Source organism: Streptomyces sp. NPDC052301, assembly GCF_044593395.1.
In the GTDB taxonomy this organism is placed as follows: Bacteria; Actinomycetota; Actinomycetes; order Streptomycetales; family Streptomycetaceae; genus Streptomyces.
On record NZ_JBIUBE010000005.1, the window covers coordinates 198,568 to 219,065 of the forward strand.

Annotated in this window: 20 protein-coding genes; 10 read left to right on the forward strand and 10 right to left on the reverse strand. The window is 70.7% G+C overall.

The window, feature by feature from the left end; translation table 11 throughout:
• Positions 1-9: 9 nt before the first annotated feature.
• The 3 genes from ACIHEJ_RS15370 to ACIHEJ_RS15380 form a co-directional block, all read right to left on the reverse strand.
• Entirely contained in the window at positions 10-2,562 is a 2,553-nt protein-coding gene (locus ACIHEJ_RS15370) for an amino acid permease (protein ID WP_400135307.1), read from the reverse strand.
• A gap of 157 nt (positions 2,563-2,719) precedes the next feature.
• On the reverse strand, positions 2,720-3,145 hold the full coding sequence (locus ACIHEJ_RS15375) for a SpoIIE family protein phosphatase (protein WP_400135308.1): 426 nt from the start codon (positions 3,143-3,145) through the stop codon (positions 2,720-2,722).
• A 96-nt stretch (positions 3,146-3,241) separates the two neighbouring features.
• Positions 3,242-6,238, reverse strand: coding sequence for a SpoIIE family protein phosphatase (locus tag ACIHEJ_RS15380; protein ID WP_400135309.1), 2,997 nt, complete (start codon positions 6,236-6,238; stop codon positions 3,242-3,244).
• A 183-nt stretch (positions 6,239-6,421) separates the two neighbouring features.
• Between ACIHEJ_RS15380 and ACIHEJ_RS15385 the strand changes: the two genes are divergently transcribed.
• The 5 genes from ACIHEJ_RS15385 to ACIHEJ_RS15405 all read left to right on the forward strand — a co-directional run bounded on the left by ACIHEJ_RS15385 (position 6,422) and on the right by ACIHEJ_RS15405 (position 10,223).
• Positions 6,422-6,556: a hypothetical protein gene (locus tag ACIHEJ_RS15385; RefSeq protein ID WP_400135310.1), complete on the forward strand. Its 135-nt coding sequence runs from the start codon at positions 6,422-6,424 to the stop codon at positions 6,554-6,556.
• A 174-nt stretch (positions 6,557-6,730) separates the two neighbouring features.
• Positions 6,731-6,958 (forward strand): ferredoxin, encoded by a 228-nt coding sequence (locus ACIHEJ_RS15390; protein WP_400135311.1) that lies wholly within the window; start codon positions 6,731-6,733, stop codon positions 6,956-6,958.
• Positions 6,948-8,342 (forward strand): NAD(P)/FAD-dependent oxidoreductase, encoded by a 1,395-nt coding sequence (locus tag ACIHEJ_RS15395; protein ID WP_400135312.1) that lies wholly within the window; start codon positions 6,948-6,950, stop codon positions 8,340-8,342. Before ACIHEJ_RS15390 ends, ACIHEJ_RS15395 begins: the two co-directional genes overlap by 11 nt.
• A 39-nt stretch (positions 8,343-8,381) precedes the next feature.
• Positions 8,382-9,590 carry a cytochrome P450 gene (locus ACIHEJ_RS15400; protein WP_400135313.1) on the forward strand — a complete coding sequence of 403 codons (1,209 nt, stop codon included), beginning with the start codon at positions 8,382-8,384 and terminating at the stop codon, positions 9,588-9,590.
• A gap of 12 nt (positions 9,591-9,602) precedes the next feature.
• Positions 9,603-10,223, forward strand: a complete 621-nt coding sequence (locus ACIHEJ_RS15405) for an isochorismatase family cysteine hydrolase (RefSeq protein ID WP_400135314.1) — start codon at positions 9,603-9,605, stop codon at positions 10,221-10,223.
• A 43-nt stretch (positions 10,224-10,266) separates the two neighbouring features.
• Here ACIHEJ_RS15405 and ACIHEJ_RS15410 read toward each other — a convergent pair whose 3' ends face one another.
• From ACIHEJ_RS15410 to ACIHEJ_RS15420, 3 genes are all read right to left on the reverse strand, one after another.
• Complete coding sequence (locus ACIHEJ_RS15410) at positions 10,267-11,856, reverse strand: serine hydrolase (RefSeq protein WP_400135315.1); 1,590 nt, start codon at positions 11,854-11,856, stop codon at positions 10,267-10,269.
• A 50-nt stretch (positions 11,857-11,906) separates the two neighbouring features.
• The gene (locus tag ACIHEJ_RS15415; protein ID WP_400135316.1) at positions 11,907-12,179 is read right to left on the reverse strand and encodes a hypothetical protein; all 273 of its coding nucleotides are present in this window, start codon (positions 12,177-12,179) and stop codon (positions 11,907-11,909) included.
• 122 nt (positions 12,180-12,301) lie between these two features.
• Entirely contained in the window at positions 12,302-12,658 is a 357-nt protein-coding gene (locus ACIHEJ_RS15420) for a carboxymuconolactone decarboxylase family protein (protein ID WP_400135317.1), read from the reverse strand.
• 355 nt (positions 12,659-13,013) lie between these two features.
• Between ACIHEJ_RS15420 and ACIHEJ_RS15425 the strand changes: the two genes are divergently transcribed.
• Together ACIHEJ_RS15425 and ACIHEJ_RS15430 are read left to right on the forward strand one after the other, a co-directional pair.
• Positions 13,014-13,454, forward strand: a complete 441-nt coding sequence (locus ACIHEJ_RS15425; RefSeq protein ID WP_400135318.1) for a hypothetical protein — start codon at positions 13,014-13,016, stop codon at positions 13,452-13,454.
• 28 nt (positions 13,455-13,482) lie between these two features.
• Positions 13,483-13,656 carry a hypothetical protein gene (locus ACIHEJ_RS15430; RefSeq protein WP_400135319.1) on the forward strand — a complete coding sequence of 58 codons (174 nt, stop codon included), beginning with the start codon at positions 13,483-13,485 and terminating at the stop codon, positions 13,654-13,656.
• Positions 13,657-13,740: 84 nt separating this feature from the next.
• Here ACIHEJ_RS15430 and ACIHEJ_RS15435 read toward each other — a convergent pair whose 3' ends face one another.
• The 3 genes from ACIHEJ_RS15435 to ACIHEJ_RS15445 all read right to left on the reverse strand — a co-directional run bounded on the left by ACIHEJ_RS15435 (position 13,741) and on the right by ACIHEJ_RS15445 (position 15,356).
• Positions 13,741-13,971: a hypothetical protein gene (locus ACIHEJ_RS15435; protein WP_400135320.1), complete on the reverse strand. Its 231-nt coding sequence runs from the start codon at positions 13,969-13,971 to the stop codon at positions 13,741-13,743.
• Positions 13,968-14,648 (reverse strand): AAA family ATPase, encoded by a 681-nt coding sequence (locus ACIHEJ_RS15440; protein ID WP_400135321.1) that lies wholly within the window; start codon positions 14,646-14,648, stop codon positions 13,968-13,970. The genes ACIHEJ_RS15435 and ACIHEJ_RS15440 overlap by 4 nt, the downstream gene beginning before the upstream one ends.
• 153 nt (positions 14,649-14,801) lie before the next feature.
• A complete protein-coding gene (locus tag ACIHEJ_RS15445; protein ID WP_400135322.1) occupies positions 14,802-15,356 on the reverse strand; it encodes an ATP-binding protein in 555 nt (184 codons plus the stop codon).
• A 178-nt stretch (positions 15,357-15,534) separates the two neighbouring features.
• On the opposite strand from ACIHEJ_RS15445, the gene ACIHEJ_RS15450 reads away from it, so the two are divergent.
• The 3 genes from ACIHEJ_RS15450 (at position 15,535) to ACIHEJ_RS15460 (ending at position 18,894) form a co-directional block, all read left to right on the forward strand.
• Positions 15,535-16,134, forward strand: coding sequence for a TetR/AcrR family transcriptional regulator (locus tag ACIHEJ_RS15450; RefSeq protein WP_400135323.1), 600 nt, complete (start codon positions 15,535-15,537; stop codon positions 16,132-16,134).
• A 277-nt stretch (positions 16,135-16,411) separates the two neighbouring features.
• Complete coding sequence (locus tag ACIHEJ_RS15455) at positions 16,412-17,377, forward strand: alpha/beta hydrolase (protein ID WP_400135324.1); 966 nt, start codon at positions 16,412-16,414, stop codon at positions 17,375-17,377.
• Positions 17,378-17,529: 152 nt separating this feature from the next.
• Positions 17,530-18,894 carry an FAD-binding oxidoreductase gene (locus ACIHEJ_RS15460; RefSeq protein WP_400135325.1) on the forward strand — a complete coding sequence of 455 codons (1,365 nt, stop codon included), beginning with the start codon at positions 17,530-17,532 and terminating at the stop codon, positions 18,892-18,894.
• Positions 18,895-18,972: 78 nt separating this feature from the next.
• On the opposite strand, the gene ACIHEJ_RS15465 is transcribed toward ACIHEJ_RS15460, so the two are convergent.
• Complete coding sequence (locus tag ACIHEJ_RS15465) at positions 18,973-20,481, reverse strand: APC family permease (protein ID WP_400135326.1); 1,509 nt, start codon at positions 20,479-20,481, stop codon at positions 18,973-18,975.
• Positions 20,482-20,498 lie beyond the last annotated feature (17 nt).

The window sequence follows — 20,498 nt, forward strand, 5'->3', positions numbered from 1 at the left end:
CCGGACGCGTTACTCCGGGCCGTCCGTCGGCGCGAGGTCCTGCTCGGCCCAGATCGTCTTGCCGGTCGGGGTGTAGCGCGTGCCCCAGTGGTGGGTCATCTGGGCGATGATGTACAGGCCCCTGCCGCCCTCGTCGTCGCTCGCGGCGTGCCGCAGATTGGGCGTGGTGTGGCCGGTGTCGGACACTTCGCAGATCAGGGTCCGGTCCCGGATCAGACGTACGCGGATCGTGCCGCCGACGTAACGGATGGCGTTGGTGACCAGTTCGCTGACGATGAGCTCGGTGGTGAACGTCAGGTCGTCCAGGCCCCAGTCGCGCAGCTGTTTGCCGACGGCCGTGCGGATGGTGGCCACCGCGGCGGGGTCCGGGGACAGCGCCCACTGGGCGAACTGGTTGCGGTCGAGCAGCCGGGTGCGGACCACGAGCAGCGTCGCGTCGACGTCCACCGGCCCGGGCAACAGGGTGCTCACCGCCCGGTCGCACAGCACCTCCAGGGCGCCGCGGTTCTCTGAGAGGACGTGGGACAGCTGCGCGAGCCCGTCGTCACGGCCGTCGGCCGCCTGCAGCAGGCCGCCCGTGAAGAGCGCGACCACACTGCCCGGGTCTAGCCGCAGCTCCGCGCTCTGGTAGGGCGGGCCGCCGATCCCCAGCGGCGGTCCGATCGGCAGCTCCGGATAGGTGACGGCACCGGTGTACGGTTCGACGACCGCCAGCACCGGCTCCCCGGCCCGCGCCACGCTGCACGTCCCCGAGACGGGGTCGTACACCGCGTACAGGCAGCTCACCCCCAGCGCCTCGTCGGACCGCGGCAGCCGGCGGGCCGGGCCCCGGACGTCCGCGCGCTCGTGCGCGGTCTGCTCGACCAGGTCGTCCAGGCGTGACAGCAGCTCGTCCGGGCTCAGGTCCAGCCGGGCCAGTACCCGCACCCCCGTGCGCAGGCGTCCCATGGTGGCCGCGGCTCGCAGGCCGTGACCGAGCACGTCCCCGACGACCAGCCCGACCCGGGTGCCCGACAGCGGGATGACGTCGTACCAGTCGCCGCCCACCCCGGACCCGCTGTCGGCGGGCAGATAGCGGCTCGCCGAGTCCACGGCGACGTGCGGCGGCAGCCGGCCCGGGAGCATGCTCCGCTGGAGTTTGAGTGCCACCGTATGGCCACGGGTGACCACCGGCATCAGCAGCAGACCGATCAGCAGGGCGCCCAGGCCCAGGACGGTGACCCCGCCCGTCCTGCCGAGCAGCGGCAGGTCGACGGCGGTCGAGCCGTACCCGGGGTCCGCATAGACGACGAAGGCCGCGTAGACGAACAGCAGGCACATGATCAGCGCGCCGAGCCCCGGCAGCACGCCCTTGAAGACCAGGTCCCGCCTGCTGCGGGTGAGGATCTTGCGGTGGAACCAGACGCAGGCGAAGCCGGTCATTCCGTACTGGAAGGCGATCGCGAGACCGACCGAGTCGACGGAGTCGGCCACGAGGTTCTGGCTGAACGACGTCAGCAGGAGCAGCAGGGCGATCGAGGCCGCCCCCATGCCTACGGTCCCCCAGGTCGGCGTGAGGAACCTGCGGTGGATCCGGGCGAACCGGAACGGGACGGCCTTGTGGGCCGCCATCGAGAAGACCGTCCTCGCCATCGGCAGGACGGTCGTCTGGGCGGAGGCCAACGCGGAGGTCAGCACCATCAGGATCAGCAGGCGCGACAGGAACAGCCCCGTGCCGTGGCTTCCGAACACGGCCTCGCCCAGTCCGGAGAACACATCGTCCTGGTTCTGCACGTTGCCGAGTCCGATGCTCGTGGTGCCGACTCCGGCGAACGTCTGCGCCGACGTGGACACCAGGCCGTACATGACCAGGAGCAGCACGGTCGACAGGACCGCGGCACGGCCGGGGACGCGCGTGCTGTCGACGGTCTCCTCGTTGACCGAGAACGCGGTGTCCCAGCCCCAGTAGAGGAAGACCCCCGCGAGGATCCCCGAGGTCAGGGCCCTCGTCGAGGGCACCTCGAAGGGATTGAACCAGGAGGCGGAGATGTGGACCGCGGTCGGCGGAGCAGGACTGGTGTAGGCCCTGACCAGCGCGGCGACGGCGAACAGGAGGAGCATCACCAGTTCCATGCACAGCAGCCACCGCTGGACGGCCGCCGAGACCTCGATGCCGACGTAACAGACCGCGGTCACCACGGCGATCCAGACGACACCCGCCACGGTCACCCACAGCCGGCTCTCCGCCGGTCCGTCCAGACCCACCAGCCGGAAGCCGTAGGCGGCGGCGATCGCGGCGAGGTTCACCATGACGATGATGTCGGCGACGATGAGGCCCCAGCCGCCCATCCAGCCGGCGCGTGGTCCGAAGGTGCGGGTGGCCCAGGTGAAGGTGGTCCCGCAGTCGGCGTTGGCCGCGTTGAGCTCCCGGAAGGCGTACGCGATCAGCAGCATCGGGACGAACGCCAGCATGGTGACGACCGGGGCCTGCAGTCCGGCCCCGGCCACGATGATGCCCAGCGTGGCGGCGAGGCTGTACGCCGGGCCGGTGGAGGCCAGACCCATGACGACCGAGGAGAACATGCCCAGGGCGTCGCTCCTGAGCCCCTTCCGGCCGGCCCCGGAACCCGGAGCGGGGCGGTCGTCCGGCACGGCACTGGCGAAAGGCCTCACACTTGATTGCAACGCCGCGCCGCCGCCCTCCGCAACAGCGCCGAGCCGGTGCGGACGTGACCGGACGTCACCCACGCGACGCGCTGTCATGCCTGGGGGTGGGGCGCAGGGCGAGCAGGGCGATGTCGTCGGTGCTGTCGGTGCCGAACTTGATGACCGGTTCGTCGCAGAAGACGTCGAGCGGGGCCTGCGCGTGGGTCGCGGTGTGGCGGCGCAGCCGGGCCATGGCGTCGTCGAGGGACTCTCCGCGGCGTTCGATGAGGCCGTCGGTGAAGAGCAGCAGGGTGGAGTGGGCCGGCAGCAGGTCGACCTCGGTGCGCGCGTGGATCATCGCGTTGGTCACCAGCTCGCCGACCAGCAGCTCGGCGGTGCCCTCCAGGTCGGGCGGGACGTCGTCCAGCGCCGATCGCACGAACCGCCGGGCGAGCGCGGCACTCTGCGGCGCCGGAGCCGGCCGCCGCGACGGTGCTCCGGGTGGGGCGGCAGTGCCCATACCAGCGGGGTGCCCAGATTCATCCGCCGGAAGAGGCGGCGAGGCACCTGCGCTCCTGACGGCCGGGCGCGAGCACTCCGCGTCGGAGCCCGAAGATCAGCCCGAGGGCGCGGGGAGGGGCTGTTCGGTCCAGATGGACTTGCCCGTGCGGGTGTGGCGGGTGCCCCAGCGCCGGCAGAGTGCGGAGATCAGCTGCAGGCCCCGTCCGCCCTCGTCGGTGGCGGAGGTGTGGCGGATGTGCGGTGTGGTCAGGCTGGCGTCGGAGACCTCGCAGATCAGTGCGCGGCTGCGGAGCATGCGCAGCCGGGTGGGGCCGCAGGCGTGCCGGACGACGTTCCCGACCAACTCGCTGACCACGAGTTCGGTGGTCGTGATCAGATCCTCGTCGGCCAGGTCCCACCGGGCGAGCTGGCCACGGACCAGCTCACGGGCCCGGCCTGCCGCCGTCGGGTCCTCCGGCAGCGGCCACTCCGCGACGTTCTCCGCGTCCAGCGGATGGGTGCGGGCCAGCAGCAGGACCGCGTCGTCCACCAGCGCGCCGTGGGCGGGCAGGAGAGCAGAGGTGAGGGTGGCGCAGAGGGCGTCCAGGCCGGACGCGTCCGCCGGTGGGGCCGACGCGGTCTGCACGGACCGGGAGAGGAGCTCGGCGAGCCGGCTCATGCCCGTGGTGACGTCCCTGTCCTTGCTCTCGACCAGGCCGTCGCTGTAGAGGGCGAGCAGGCTGTCGGCGGGCAGCAGGGTCTCGCGGGTTTCGAAGGGGGGCGCGGCCACCCCCAGCGGCGGATCCGGGGTCATGGGCAGGAAGGTGACGGTGCCGTCGGGGTGGGCCACCGCCGGGGGCGGCTGACCGGCGCTGGCGTACGACAGACGCCGGGTCACCGGGTCGTAGACGCCGTACAGGCAGGTCGCGAAGGCGTCGTTGCCCAGGTCGCCGACGATGTCGTTGAGGTGGCCGAGGATCTCGTCGGGGGGCAGCTCCAGCTCCGAGAGGGTGCGCACGGCCGTGCGGAGTCCGCCCATGGTGGCGGCCTCCGCCATGCCGTGGCCCATGACGTCGCCGATCACGAGTGCCACCCTGGCCGCGGAGAGCGGGATCACGTCGTACCAGTCGCCGCCGACGTCGGCTCCCTGTCTGGCCGACTGGTAGCGCGCCGCCGTCGTCACCTCGGGCAGCTCGGGCAGTGCTCGCGGCAGCAGGCTGCGCTGGAGGGTGCGGGCCCGGGTCGTCGCCTCGTCGTAGAGGCCGGCCCGCTCCAGGGCCTGCGCGATCAGGCCGCTGAGCGCGGTCAGCAGCGTTCGTTCGTCGTCGTCCAGCACCCGTGCGCGGCCGAAGGAGATCACCACCGCGCCGATCTCGCGCCCCGACACCGCCAGCGGCAGGAAGGCCCACGCGTGCTTGCCGCCCTCCCGGACCAGGGTCTCGGTCTCCGCGTAACGCTCCAGGATCTCCTCCCGGGAGGAGATGAAGAGGGTGGTGCGGGTCCGCAGGGCGTCCCCCACCGGGGTGGCGGTGTCCGTCACGGTCCACTGCCCGTCCAGCAGCCGGGTGAAGTGCTCCGAGTATCCCCGGGAACCGACCACGGTCAGCCGGTCGCCGGCCACGCCGAGCATGATGAGTCCGGTGGCTCCGAGGGGTGTCATCACCCCGTCGGCCACCGCCGCCATCACGTCCTGGGCCGTGACGGACTCGGCCAGCTCCCGGGTGATCCGCTGCACCAGGGCCGCCCGCTCCGCGGCCGCCCGCTCCGCAGCGGCTCGCTCGGCCTCGCGCAGGTGCCGCTCGGTGGTGTCGGCGAGGTAGAGGGTGAGACCTTCCGGCACCGGCACCAGCCGCAGGTGGTACCAGGACGTCCCGTCCGGCCCCGGTACGTCGAATCCGGCCGGCCGGCCCTCGGCCGCCGTGGCCTTGCACCGTTCCTCCAGGCCCGGCACGGCGTGCAGCGCGGGTATGTCCCAGAGCAGGGACCCGGCCACATCCCCCGCGGCGCCGAAGAGCTTCTCGGCGGCCTGGTTGAGGAATCCGATGCGCCAGTCCGTGTCCAGGGAGACGAAGCCGTCGCTCATGTGCCGCAGCGCCTGCCCCACCGACTCGGCGGCGGTGTGCGTCTCGCTGCTGTCCCGGAGGGTGCCGATCACCTTCACCGGTGCCCCGTCCTCGTCCGTGAGCGTCCGGGCGCGCGCCTCGATCCAGAGGTAGGTGCCGTCCTGGCGCCGGATCCGGTACTCGTCCTGGAAGCCGCCGCGCAGCTGGATGCCCATGTCGAAGCCGGTCACCGCCCCCGGCAGGTCGTCGGGGTGGATCAGCGCCGCCCACGCCTCGATGCCGCCGGCCATCACCTCCGGATCGATTCCGGCCAGCACCTCCTCGACGGGTCGGTCGCAGGTCAGTTCTCCGCTGCGCAGGTCCCAGGTGTACGTGAGGGAGGGCGCCCCTTCCGCGTCCCACGGGCGGCCCTCGCGTTCCTCGTCCCACGGGGAGGCCTCCCGTGCTCCTGGCCCGCGCTCCAGGGCGCGCAGCAGGGTGGGGGACGGATTGAGGATCCCGGACGCCCGGAGCCTCACGGACATCCATGCCGCCACCTCGTTCAGGAACGCGCGTTCCGCCGCGCCGGGCTCGTCGCCCGGGGCGAAGAGGACCGAGAGCGCGCCCCGTCGCCGGCCACCGCCGGGAACGGGGACGGCCAGGTGACCGATGCCGGCGGGGACTCGGGACGGCCACAGGGCGGCGGGGTCCCGGCCCGGCACCGGGTCGGGCGGGGCCAGCTCGGGCTGCCAGGCGATGATGTCGTCGCGGGCGGCCCTGCTGGGCGGCGCCGCGCCCCGGGCCGGGATGATCAGCCAGGGCCGGGTCATCGCCTCCGGCAGGCCACTGTCGGCGACCAGGTAGAGGATGCCGCTCATGCCGCCGCCGGGCAGGTGCACCATGCCGCCGAGGCCGTGCGTCTCGGCCACCGCCTGCTGGAGCGCGGTCAGCAGCACGTCGGCGTCACGCCGTTCCTTGTCCACGGCGTCGAGCAGCCGCATCCGCATGCGGTGTCGCTCCAAGGGCCTGGGCCGTACGGTCTGTATGTCGCCGCCTCTGGTGTTCACCACTGTCGACTGCCACCTCCGCGCTCACCGCAGCGATCTGCATGCGCCGAAACCATCCTAATCGGGCGAATTTAAGCTATTTCACCTGTTGAAGGGTAGGGCCCTCGTCAATCAACTCCATGTGGCGTCGTCTCACCCTTGGTCACCGTGCGGCGGCGACACCACGGGGAGGGTGGTGAAGCCGGCATGCGGAATTCCCGAGCGCACACCGCTCGCCGCCTGGCCCTGCCGACGGCGGCCGCGGCTCTGCTGCTGACGGGCTGCGCCGTGCCCGGGGGCGGCTCCACGGCCCTGTCGGGCACGGCGGTCACCCCGCGGTGACGGCGAGCGCGCCCACCCCCGGCGCTTTCCCACTCCGGCGCATCCTTGACCGGTTTGCGAGCAGCTGTGAGGAAGCCGATCCTGGACTGAGGCATGCCGATACCAATCGTGTGGACCGAGCGCAGAGGGCTGCGGAGCCGATGGCGACCGCGGCCGGCAGAGAGCGTGTTCCAGATGAGGCTTGTCGTCGATCTCAACCGGTGTCAGGGATTCGCGCAGTGCGTCTTTCTCGCCCCGGACGTCTTCTCGCTCCACGGGGAGGAAGCACTGCTGTTCTCCCCCCGCTTCGACGAGGCACATCGTGACCGGGTGGAGAAGGCCGCTGCCGCCTGCCCGGTCCAGGCCATCCTCGTCGACTATTCCGACGAGCCGACCAAGGGCGTGGAGCGTCATGTCGGCTGACACGGACGTCGAGGCCCTGCGGCGCCAGGGCCGCATTGTCGTCGTCGGTGCCTCGCTGGCCGGCCTGCGCGCGGCGGAGACCCTGCGTGAGAAGGGCTTCACCGGATCGCTCACCATGATCGGCGACGAGCCGTACGAGCCCTATGACCGGCCGCCGCTGTCCAAGCAGGCACTGCTCGGACGGGCACGGCCCGAGGACACCGCGCTGCCGCGACGGCGCGACATCGACGCCGAATGGCGCCTGGGCGTCGCCGCGGAGAGCCTGGACCGGGACGCCAAGCAGGTACGCCTGACCAACGGCGACAGCGTCCCCTACGACCGCCTGCTGATCACCACCGGGACCAGGGCGCGACCCTGGTTCCACCCGGAAGAGGCGGCGCTGGACGGGGTGTTCGTGCTGCGTACCCGCGACGACTCCGCACGCCTGCACCGGAAGCTGACCGGGGGCGTGTCCCGGGTGCTGGTGATCGGCGCCGGCTTCACGGGCTCGGAGGTCGCCTCCGCCTGCCGGGAGCTGGGCCTGGAGGTCACGGTCGCCGAGCGCGGCCCGGCACCGCTGGTGGGCGCACTCGGCGGAGTGGTCGGCGCGGTCGCGGACCGGCTGCAGCGGGGGCACGGAGTCGACCTGCGCTGCGGCGTGAGCGTGACCGCCCTCGAGGGCGACGACGTGGGACGGCTCAGGCGCGCCCATCTGTCCGACGGTTCGGCGATCGACGTGGAGGTGGCGGTCGTCTCGCTCGGTGCCGTACGGAACACGGAATGGCTGGCCGGCTCGGGAGTGGCGGCGGGTGGCCGGGGGGTCGCGTGCGACGCCGGGTGCCGGGTGTTCGACGTCAACGGCATCGTCACAGACGACATCTACGCCGCCGGTGACGTCGCCCGCAGCCCCCACCCGCTGTTCGACTACCAGTTCCTGGCGCTGGAGCACTGGGGCAACGCGGTCGAGCAGGCCGAGATCGCCGCCCACAACATGATCTGTGCGGGTCCGGACCGCCGTCCGCACCTGTGGCTGCCGATGTTCTGGTCCTCCCAGTTCGGTGTCAACATCAAGTCGGTGGGTGTTCCCTCGCTGGGCGACCAGCTGGTCGTCGCCCAGGGGGCGCTCGCCGAGGAGCGGTTCGTGGCGGTGTACGGCTACCACGGCCGCGTCATCGCGGCGGCGTCCTTCGACGGGGCCAAGTGGCTGGGGTTCTACGAGCAGCAGATCGCGTCCGGCGCCCCGTTCCCGCCGGAGTACCGCGCGGTCGACCGCCGCACCGAGACGCTGCATCCTGTCGACCCCGCCTTCCCCGACCCCCATCTGCCCACCCACGGGGCCACGGTCACGCTGACGGGTCACTCGCCGAGCGAGCGGCGGGTCCAGTTCGTTCCGGCGCATGCCTGACCGCCGGCCCTGTACCGCCCGGAGCCCTCAGGAGTCACCATGACGTCCGGCACCCTCGTCGCGCAGATCATCGACTACGCCAATCGCTCCGATCCGTACCCGCTCTACGCGGAACTGCGCAAGCAACCCGTCAGGCGGCAGGACGACGGCTCCTACGTGGTCAGCACCTACTACGAGGTGCGGAGCCTCGCCAACGACCCGCGGCTGAGCAACGACACGCGCAACCGCCCGCCCGGCCAGGGCCGCCCCGGGCAACCGGACCCGGAGAGCGGCCTGCCACCCAGCTTCATCTTCACCGACCCACCCGTGCACGACGAACTGCGCGACACCGTCAACCGGCCGTTCGGTCCCCCGCACAGCCCCAGATTCCTCGACGGCCTGCGCGGCGAGCTGGCCAAGGTCGTCACCGAACTGCTCGACGCCTTCGAGGGCAAGGACCAGGTCGACATCGTCGAGGACTTCTCCTACCCCCTGCCCGTCACCGCCATCTGCAAGGTCCTCGGCGTGCCACGCGAGGACGAACCACGCTTCCACGTCTGGGCCGACGCCCTGGCCTCGGCACTCGACCCCCGGCCCGGCGACGACAGCGGACAGGAAAAGGCGCAGCAGGCACGCCAGGACATGGGCGCCTACCTGTCCGACCTGATCGAGACCAAACGCCGCCACCCCGGTCCCGGGATCCTCAGCGCGCTCGCCCCCACCATGACACCGGCGGACCTGGAGGCCACCGCCGTGCTGCTCCTGGTCGCCGGCCACGAGACCACCGTCAACGCGATCACCAACACGACCCTCACCCTGCTGCGCCACCCCGACGTCCTCGACCGGTTCCAGAAGGACCCGGACCTGGCCGTCCCCCTCATCGAGGAGGTACTGCGCTACGAGCCCCCGGTCCAGTTCGTCCCGTGGACCACCGCCCTGGCCGACATCGACGTCGCCGGCACCACGATCCCCAAAGGCTCTCCGGTCTGGCTCATGCTGGCCGCCGCCAACCGCGACCCCAGACGCTTCGAAGACCCCGACCGGTTCGATCCCGACCGCAAGGACAACGAGCACCTGGGCTTCTACACCGGCATCCACTACTGCTTCGGTGCCCCCCTCGCCCGCATCGAACTTCATGTGGCGGTGCCCGAACTGTTCCGCCGGGTCAAGTTCTCCCGGTTGCTCGAGGACCCGCCGCCGTACCGCGCCAACGCGGTGCTGCGCGGCCCCCGCCACCTCCCCGTGGCGATCGAGGGCCTCACGGCCTGAGAGGTCACCGTCGTGACGGACCGTTATGACCCTGGAGGCACAGCAGTACTGCTGGTGGACCCCTACAACGACTTCCTCTCCGAGGGCGGCAAGCTGTGGCCGCGCGTGGAGCCGGTGGCCGAGGAAGTGGGCCTGCTGCACAACCTGCGCACGGTCGTCGACGCCGCGCGCACGGCCCGCCTGACGCTGGCGTTCGTCCCGCACCGGCGCTGGGAGGAGGGCGACTACGTCGGCTGGGACCACCCCAATCCCAGTCAGCGCAAGGCGCAGCGCCTGCGGACCTTCGCCCGCGGGAGCTGGGGAGGCGAGTTCCACCCGGACTTCCAGCCGCGGCCGGGAGACCTGCTGATCAAGGAGCACTGGGCGCAGAGCGGCTTCGCCAACACCGACCTGGACTTCCGGCTCAAGCAGCGCGGCATCACGTACGTCGTCCTGATCGGAGTGCTCGCCAACACCTGCATCGAGTCCACGGGCCGCTTCGCGATGGAGCTCGGCTATCACGTCACCCTCGTCACCGACGCGACCGCGGCGTACAGCGCCGACATGATGCACGCCGCGCACGAGCTGAACGGCCCCACCTACGCCCACGCCATCGTCACGACGGCGGAACTCGTCCACATACTGGCGGGCTGAACCCGCGGACGTCGCGGTACGGCCGGCGGCGCACCGCCAGGTCTCAGCGGCTGAAGGTGCCGAGCCCGTTGGCGTCGAGGTGCTCGATGGTGACGCTTCCGGCCTTGCCGGAGCCGGTGGTGCGGAAAGTGACGCCGGACAGGCCGACGGCGTTCTCGCCCTGCGTCCGGTAGCTGAAGGTGTCGCCCGTGTAGTGCCTCAAGGGGAACGTCGTCTTTCGCGGACCCAGCGTCATGCTCAGACGGCCTCTGTCGTCACTGGTGACGGTGACCGGCCCGTAGTACTCGTTCGCGTAGGTGCCCGTGTAGACGTCGTCGGCCTTGGCCGGTGCGGCCTTGGCGGGCGGCTTGGTGTAGTTCGTGGGGGAGATCCCCGTATAGGCGGCGGCCCGCACCACTTTCTTGTAGAAGGCCAGCCAGTCGACCGTCTGCTTCCCGTTCTGGGCGATGTCGAAGAACGCGGCGGCTATCGCCTCGGGTACGCCGACGGGTTGTCCGTTCGTCAGCACGACGATGCCGAGCCGTTCGCCGGGCAGCAGGGTGACCTCGGTCGCGGCGCCCAGGTCGAAGGCGCCGGAATGGTTCAGACGCAGCCGCCCGCGCTCGTCGTAGCCGACGTTCCAGCCGAGCCCGTAGAAGCCCGGCTCACCTGCCGGGGCGAGTGGGTCCATCGCGACGGAGTGGGGGATGCGGGTCTGGTCCAGGGCCGCCGGGTCGACCAACGGCTCCCCCTTCACCGCGCCGTTGTCCAGTTGCAGGCGCATCCACTCGGTGAGGTCGTCGACACTCGAACTCGCACCGCCCGCAGGCGCCTGGCTGTCGGCGTTCTCCGTGGTGGAGGGCTTCCAGCGGCCGTCGACCTCGACATGGGCCGACGCTTTGTCGACGGCCTTGTCATAGTCGGCGCGCCGGTAGCTGGAGTGATCCATCCCCAGGGGCTTGAACAGCGTGTCCGCTGCCAGCCGCGGCCAGTCGGTGTGCGCAGCGTCGGCCACCGCCACCCCGGCTTCGGTGAAGCCGTAGTTGGTGTAGGCGTAGCTCGCGCGGAAGGGGGCCAGCGGCTCGAACCGCAGGTGCCGCAGAATGTAGTCGCGCTGGTAGCCCAGGTCCTCCAGCAGGTCACCGGCGTGGTCGGGCAGCCCGCTGCGGTGCGAGAACAGGTCCGCGACCGTCACGTTCGCGGTCACGTACGGGTTCCTGAGCGCGAAGCCCGGATCATGGTCGACTATCCGGTCGTCCCAGCCGACGACCTTGTGCCCCACCGCCCCGGAGACGACGGTGGACGACAACGGCTTGGACAAGGACGCCAACTGGAAGACGGTCTCGGGGTCGACCTTCTCGCTCCTGCCCAGCTCGCGGACGCCGAAGCCCTTCTCGTACACGACCTTGTCGCGGTGGACGACGCCCACGGCGACCCCTGGCACCCCGGTCTGCCGCATCGCGTTCCCCACCAGGCCGTCGAGCCGGTCCACGGCGTCCTGCACCTGCGCCTGCGTCAACTGGGGTGGAGGTTGCTTCGGTGGCGTGGGGGCGAGCGACGCGGTGGTGGACGGACTGCCGGTGTCGGCGTCCACGCTCGCGCACCCCGACAGGGCGATTCCGAGCACACCCAGGTACACCACTGCAGGGCTCATCCGGGCCCGCCGGCGCGGCCTCCTCCTGCGACTTTGACGCCTCATGTTTCTCAGGGCGGGTTGGCCGCCATCCGGCAGGCGCCGTTCGCGGCGCCGCCGGGCACGCCGGCCCCGGTCAGGCCGCTCACACAGCCCGCCAGGTCACCGTGCACGCCTTGGGTGCACGCCGTTCCGACCGCGTCCGACACTTCGACGCCCGCCTGCTGGACCAGCCCCGTGCAGGCCGGGATGTCCGCATGGGCGGCGGGAGCGGTGAACGCCACGCCGCCGAGTACGAGGGTCAGACCGGTGAGGGCACCAGCGGTGCGGGCCGGCACGCGCATGGGAGACACCTGCCTTCCGTGGTCGGTCGGGGACCGGCGGATTCGACGCGCCGAGCAGCGCCGCCGGCACCGCCTGCCGTCGCCGGATCAGGCGAGAGCCGGCGTACGCGCGAGGACCTGTCTCACGACGTGCTGCGGCTCTCGGCCTCGGCCTGGGCGATGGCCTCGGCCTCACTGTCGGCCAGTGCGAGCGCGACCCCGAACGCCTGGGCGATGTGGCCGGAGGCCGACATGACGCGTGCGGTCCCCACGACGGGGGCGATGGCGACGAGGAGATCCTGCAGCTGCTCGACCGTGAAGTCGGCCTTGACCGCGGGGTTGATGTGGGCCAGGTAGGAGATCGCCGGTGCGTCCATGGCCACGAGTGCGGCGAGGCGGGCCAGGATGATCGTCCGCTCGTCCATGTGGCAGTGCTCGATGGAGTCGATCGTCATGGCGGCGATCGTGTCGAGTACCGGAGTCTCGGATGCATGAGCCATGGTTGGGCCGCCTCCTTGTGGTGTAGGGAGATGAACCGCCACCCGCTCGACGCGGGAGCCCCCCTGCAGCCCGGCGGTTGCGAGTCAAGCGTAAGCACGCCCCGGTGGGCGCGCGCGTCGAGCCGGACCGCTGGATCGGACGTGGCGAGCCGGTGTCACACCCGGGCGGGGGCGGCGGGATCGGAGGCCCTGGCTGCGAAATCACCCGCACCGTGTGAGGTCGCCGGCGCCCCGCGGGCGCAGCCTGGAGTCATCGGGTCAGCGCCGGGCGGGAGAGGAATCGACCACTCGGAGAGCGACGCCGCCCCGCTCAGCAGCCCTCGCTGATCAGCGGACGAAGCCAACGGAGGCAGACATGACCACGGCACCCGTCACACACACCCGGAAACAGCAGTGGGCCACCGGGCTGATCCTCTTCGGCGCCGTGATGCTGATGATCGCGGGAGTGATCGACATCTTCCGCGGCATCATGGGAATCGCCAAGGACGACGTGTTCTTCGTGACAGGCGGTTACGTCTTCCAGTTCGACCTGACCGGCTGGGGCTGGGTCACCCTCATCCTGGGTGCCGTCGCCGTGGTGGTCAGCATGGGACTCTTCCAGTCGGCGAACTGGGCACGGATCTCCGGCATCGTCATCGCCGGACTGATCATCATCGCCAACTTCCTGTCCCTGCCCTACTCCCCGGTGTGGTCGACCCTGATGATCGCGTTCGCCGGGGTCGTCATCTGGGCCCTGTGCGTGGCCCAGCCCAGGGGGACCGAGCCGCGCCAGAGCGGCACATCGGGCGTCACCTGACGCCCTCGTCGCCGAGTGAGGTACTGGGATGAGTGCCGGAGAACGGGCCAAGGCCATGGCCGAACAGGTCGTCGGAAAGACCGTGCGCAAGGCGGCGCACGCGGTGCACAAGGAGACCCTCGCGGCCAAAGGCGCCGCGCTCGAAGCACGGGGCAGGATGCGCGGCGCGAAGGAACGGACCAAGGGCTCCTTCAAGCACTGAGCGGTCCTCCGGGTCGGTCGGACCGATGCGGACGCCCACCGCCCTGAGGGTGCCGGGCCCTCCCGGCACCCCGAGGCCGGTCCGTCACCTGCCCTGCCTCAGCGGTCGCAGGACCGCCTCGCCCACGCGTACGAGCGCGGACAGCGGTGGTCCGGCCCAGCCGGTGAGGTCCCGCGCGAGGGCGGGGTCCAGCTCGACGGTCACCTTGACGTAACGCGTGTCCAGTGCGGTGATCCTCCTGGGAGGGGACGAGGGGGCCGCGGTGTCGGGCCGGGGCCGCATCGCGGCGCGATAGGCGTCTTTGCGCTGGTTCATACCGTGTCCTGACGCTTGATGAGCTCCTCGGCGAGGTCCATGTACGCGGTGCCCTCCACCTGGACGGGACTGCCGAAGGACTGCGAGTACAGGTCCAGGCGCGGGATGTGTGTGGACAGCACGTGGAAACCCCGCTCGGCCAGGGCCTCGCGCGCATCGGCGTCGGGGCCGGTGCGCGTGGCATCCGGGCGATTGGTGCGGTTCAGCAGGACGGCGGCCCGGGCCGGCCGGGCGCGCAACGACTGCAGGTCGTCCATCTCCCGGTCGATGGGCGCCATGCGGTCCAGCTCGATCGGGGCCGGGGTCACGGGCACGATCCACTCGTCGGCGTACCTCATGACGCCCCGGGCGATGGGGGCGTGGTCCTCCAGCTGCGGGGCGTCGAACACCACCGCCTGCCGGTTGTCGAGGAAGTCGTTCACGCGACGGTGCACGTCCCCCACGGGAAGGGCGAGCACGGGGAACGGGAAGCCGCCCGCCAGTTCGCTCCAGCGCAGCGCGGACGAAGCGGGGTCGCTGTCCACGAGCAGCGGTGACAGGCCCGATGCGTGCAACGCGTGGGCCAACCAGACGGCGCTCGTCGTCTTTCCCACTCCGGGTTTGAGGTTCACGAATGCATAGCTCAGCGGCACAGGAGCCGACGCTAACGGCCGCGCGCCGACGGCCGCCGTCGGCACGGAGCCGCCATGCCCGGTTCACCCTGCGGCGCCGGCGAATCATTCCCGCGGGCTAACGCGGGCGGCGCCGCCGCACGCAGGGGCCGCCACGCCTCGCCCGCCACCCACGGCCACCACGGCTCCGGTCGGCCACGGGCTGCCCGGTCCCCGTGATCACGGTGTTCGTGTCTCACGAGGACGGTCCTCGGCCTGGAGCTCGAACCACATGGTCTTGCCGGTGGCGGTACGAACGCTGCCCCAGGCGGCCGCGAGCAGGTCGAGGAGCTCGATGCCCCGGCCGCCCTCCGCGTACGGCTCGGCGGCGCTGCGTGCGGGGCACACGGACTCGGTGTCCTCGACCTCGCACAGCAGGCGGGAGTCACGCAGCCGCAGGTTGAGCCTGAGCGGGCCGCGCGTGTGCCGCAGGGCGTTGGTGACCAGTTCGCTGACCAGCAGCTCAGCGGTGTCGGCCAGGTCGCTCACGGCCCAGTCGTCCAGTTGCGCGGTCACCAGCCGACGGGCTCGGCGCACGGAGGTCGGTTCACGCCGCAGGGGCCAGGAGGCATCCCGGTCGGTGGCACGGCCACGCGGCGCGTCAAGCGGTCGCAGCGGGGTGAGCACGGGGGACCACAGGGCGCGCTGCCTGGCGAACCACGAGGGTCCGCCGGCGCGAGAAGACCGCTTTCCCCGACGGAGGACGATGGGGTGTCCGATGGCCCGGGTGGCCATGGGAATCAGTCCTTTCTCCGGCGGCCGGACGGCCCGCCGCATGATCACGCCCGGGTGTGCGCCAGGCTCCGATACGTAGCAGTCGCTACACCTCAAATATAGACGTAGCGGACGCTACAGTAAAGAGTCCGCCAAACCGGACAACTGAGAGCATGATCGCAAGCACCCGGGAGCCCCCATGCCTCGCTCGACCGATCCAGCCAAGCGTCGCCACCTTCTCGACCGGGTCCGCGAGTACGTGCTGCGCAACGGCGTCGCGGACCTGTCTCTGCGCCCGCTGGCCAAGGCCCTGGACACCAGCGACCGCATGCTCCTGTACTACTTCGGCACCAAGGAACGGATGGTCGCCGAAGCCCTCGAGATCTACGAACGCCGGCCGCTTCTGCGCACCCGCCGGCTGCTGGAGAGCATCGGCTCGCCCACGGACCCCGCGAGCCTGCGCCACTTCATGGAGGAGGTGTGGCGCCAGTTCAGCGACCCCGGCGTGCGTGCCACCCTGCCTCTCTACCTCGAGGTCATGAGTGCCAGCGTGCTCCACCCGGACCGCTACGGCCCCGTCATGCGCGATCTCGTCACCGACTGGACGGACCTGTTCACATCCGTGTTCCGCGACCTCGGCATGGCCCAGGACCGCGCGCGGGCACAGGCCACCCTCCTGACCGACGCCTCCTTCGGTCTCCTGATCGCCCCGCTGGCTGACGGCCACTGGGACCGAGCCGACAAGGCCTTCACCGCCCTCCTCGACGGCCTGGAACCCGGCTGGCACATCACGGCGTGACGACCGCGGCCTCCATCCGGCCGTGTGCCTCACCCACCTCGGTGCGCTTGACCGCTCGCAGCCGGCGTCGGACGTCCCGGCGTTCCGGACCTCACCGGCCGGCGTCCCGAGTCGAGGGTCGCAGGACACGCGACTACGATGGCGGTGTCGCCCCATCGAGGGTCTGACCAGGGACTCGGCCCGGAACGCCGGTGTGCGGCAGCGCCGTATTCCCCAGGGCGGGGTCACGCCCCGCCCGTCTTCGCCATGCTTCTCAGCCCCGCCAGGGAGCATTGCCATGCCCGCTCAATTTCCCTCGCTCATCCTCGAGCGTCCGGCACAGGAACTGGCCGACGCGACCTCGAGCCCTCCGTTCCTGTACGAGCTGGAGCCGACCGAAGCGCGCAAGGTCCTCGACGACCTGCAGGCCGCTCCGGTCGACAAGCTGCCGGTCTCCGAGGAGTGGCTCACCGTACCGGCCTCCGTGGGCGATGTGCGGGTGCGCATCGTCAGACCGGAGGGCGCCACCGGAGCGCTGCCCGTCATCCTGTACATGCACGGTGGCGGCTGGGTGCTGGGCAACGCCGCCACCCATGACCGTCTGGTACGGGAGTTGGCGGTGGGTGTGCAGGCGGCGGTGGCCTTCGTCGAGTACACGCCCTCGCCCGAGGCCCACTACCCCGTCGCCATCGAGCAGGGCTACGCCGCGGCGCAGTGGATCACGCGCGAAGGAGCGTCCAAGGGCCTGGACGCCCGGCGCATGGCGGTGGCCGGCGACTCGGTCGGGGGGAACATGACCGCCGCGCTCGCCCTGCTGGCCAAGGAACGCGGTGACGTCACCTTCGTGCAGCAGTCGATGTACTACCCGGTCACGGACGCGGACATGAACACCAAGTCCTACGACCAGTTCGACACCGGCTACTACCTCAGCCGCAAGGCGATGGAGTGGTTCTGGGACGCCTACACCACCGACCCGAAGCAGCGCGCGGAGATCACCGCCTCTCCCAACCACGCCACCACCGAGCAGCTCACCGGCCTGCCACCCGCCCTGCTGATCGTGGACGAGGCCGACGTACTGCGCGACGAGGGCGAGGCGTACGCCGCCAAGCTGCGGGCCGCAGGCGTCCCGGTCACCACGGTGCGCTACGACGGCACCGTGCACGACTTCATGATGATCAACTCGCTCAGCGAGTCCAAGGCCACCCGCGCCGCCGTCGACCAGGCCGTCTCGCTCCTGCGCGACGCCCTCGGAACCTCGCTCTGACGACGAGGGGCCCAACCGGACGCAGAGGCAGCACTGGGGCCGCCGCGCTCACTTCCTGCGACGCAACGGCGTTGCCGACGCGGTCGTCGTGCCGGTCGTCCGCGACTGCGCAGGCCCCAAGCGCGAGTGCCGTGAGCGAAGGAACCGAGAGCGTGAAGTGCCCGCGAACGAAGCTGACCGGACGCGTCGTTCGTCCCGACGACCCCGACTACGCCGACGCGCGTCTGGGCTGGGACGAGCTGTTCGTCCACCATCCCTCGGTCATCGTCTACGTCCAGAACGCTCAGGATGCGGTCAACGCCCTGGCCTGGGCCCGGCAGCATGACGTCCCGCCACGGGTGCGGAGCGGCGGCCACAGCCTCGAGGGCTGGTCGAACGTGGACAACGGCATCGTGATCGATGTCAGCGAACTGAAGTCGGCTCACATCGACACCACCGCCCGCACGACGACGGTCGGCGCCGGGCTCAGCCAGCTGGAAGCGGTGACCACGCTCGCGGAGAAGAACCTCGCGGTGACGACCGGAACGGAGGGAAGCGTCGGCCTGTCCGGCGCGACGCTCGGAGGCGGCTTCGGCTTCCTCACCCGCTACCTCGGCATGGCCTGCGACAGCCTGATCGGCGCCGAGATCGTCGTAGCGGAAGGCACAGATGGCGCCAGGGTGATCAACGCCGACCTGGAGAACCACTCCGACCTGCTCTGGGCCCTCCGTGGCGCAGGCAACGGCAACTTCGGGATCGTCACATCCCTGACCTACCAGGTGATTCCGCTGGAGAGCGTCACCTACCTGCAAGCGACCTGGGACGGCATCGGGGACCTGCAGGGGGTCTTCGAGGCGTGGCAGCACACGACGCCGGTCGCCGACGACCGCCTCGGCGCCCAGCTCGAGATCCGCAGGAACCGGATCCTGCTGTTCGCGGTCCTCGCGGAAGGAACCCCGGCGGAGGCCGAGCAGGCGCTGACCCCGATCCTGTCGGTCGGTGACCCCATTGTCACGGTGCAGGTCGGCAATTGGGGCGACGTGTATGCGGCGTTCCAGATCCCCGCTGAGGACGAGCCCGCGAACTGGAAGTTCTGCTCGCAGTTCACCAGCGTGCCCTTCCCGAGGACAGCGATCGGCGTGATCGCCTCGTTCATGCGTGACGCGCCCACGGACGACAGCAACTTCTTCACCCAGGCCTTCGGCGGTGCTGTCAGGAAGAGCCCCCGCGGTGGTACGTCGTTCCCCCACCGCGACGCGCTCTTCTACTCCGAGCCCGGCGCCGGCTGGGGGAAACGCGGAGTGCCGGGCAGCGGCGCCGAACTGACTTTGCGGGCCCAGGCCTGGATCGCCGAGTTCAGCCAGGCACTGCGGCCCTATGCCAACGGTGCCTACGTCAACGTTCCGAACGTCGGCATGCAGAACTGGCAGACCGCCTACTGGGGAGAGAACTTCGACCGGCTGCGCACGATCAAGGCGAAGTACGACCCCGGGAACGTGTTCCGGTACGAGCAGAGCATCCCGCCCGCATCCTGCTGACCGACTACGACAGCGGTCGTCCACAACCGCGGTCGGCCACGACGGCGGCTCGGGCGACCGGGCCGCCGGAGCACCCTGTCAGTGCTCGAAGACACCGACGTCTCCCGGTTCGGTCTCCAACGCCGGGCGATCGAACAGCAGCAAGCCGACGAAGAACAGCCCGCCCACGACGAGCAGGCCCCCCACGATCAGCACGGGGACCAGCGCCTCAGCCGGCGACACCAGCACGACCAGGGACGCGAGCGTCCACACCAGCGCGCAGACGGCGACCGGCAACTCGAACCGCCCGAGGTCGAACGCGCCCTTCTTGCGGTCCAGACGGCGCCGCACCGCCAGGTACAGGACGATCGTCGCACCGTAGATGATCGCGGGAAGGATCGTGGACGCCGTGATCAGCTTCAACAGCGCGGCGCCCGGCAGCGCCACCATCAGGACGAGGCCCACGACGAGAATCAGCACCGTCGCAGGGACCGGCGTCTGTGTACGGGGGTTGACCCGGCGCATGAGCCGGTGGGCGGGGAAGCGCCCGTCGCGCGACATCGCGAAGACCATCCGTGAGCACGCGGTCATCACCACCGTCCCGGCGCCGAAGAACGCGATCGCGATGGCCACCAGGAGCACTCTCTCCATCTGCGGCCCCAGTTGCTCACGCATGATCGCCGCCACGGGCGACTCGCTCGCGCTGATCCTCGGGACGTCCTCGATCGCGATGGTGAGGCAGATCAGGAACGCGATACCCAGGACACCGGCGGCCACGACGGACCCCACGATGGCGCGCGGGACGGTGCGGAAGGGGTCCTTGGCCTCCTCGGCCAGATTCGCCGCGGAATCGAAGCCGACGAGCGTGGCAAGGCCCATGATCATCGCGATCATCAGCCCGCCGCCGACGTCGAAGTAGTGCGGGGCATGCTCGGTGATGCCGCGCGAGGTCAGGTTGCCGACCGCGCCACGGCCGGTGACCGCCACCGCGATGGCAAGGGCGAGCGCCACCACCACGACCAACGCCAGCTCCAGCCCCACCGCGCACGTGTTGATCAGGCTGACGAGGCGTGTCGAGGCCACGACGATCACGGCTTGGACCAGCAGAACCACCAGGGTGATCACCCGCGCGGTGTCCTCGTCCGGCCGCATGCCCACGAGCGGCATGAACGCCTGACTCGCGAGCGCGTTGTCGATCGCCACCACCGCGATGGCCAGGTAGCAGAAGCTCAGCCAGCCGAACCCCCAGCCGACCTTCGGGTTGGCCAGCCGCGAGGCCCACTGGTACGACGAGCCGCTGAGCGGGATACGCCCGGCGAGCTGCGCCACCACCAACGCCACCAGCACCTGCCCCGCCGTCGCGATCACCCACAGCCAGATCCCGACCGGTCCCGCGTTCTGCAGCACGTCGTCATAGGTCGAAAAGACGCCGACCGCCACCGAGATGAACGCGAACGAGATCGCGAACACCTGAAAGGAGCCGAGCGTCCGCTTCAGCTCCTGCTGATAGCCCCCGAGGGCAACGGAATCCTCCTTGCCCTCGGAGCCCGGCGAAGCCGCGTCCACCACTTCGACACCCGCCTTCCGCCGCGCACCGTGCATTCGCATACATATAAGACACATGC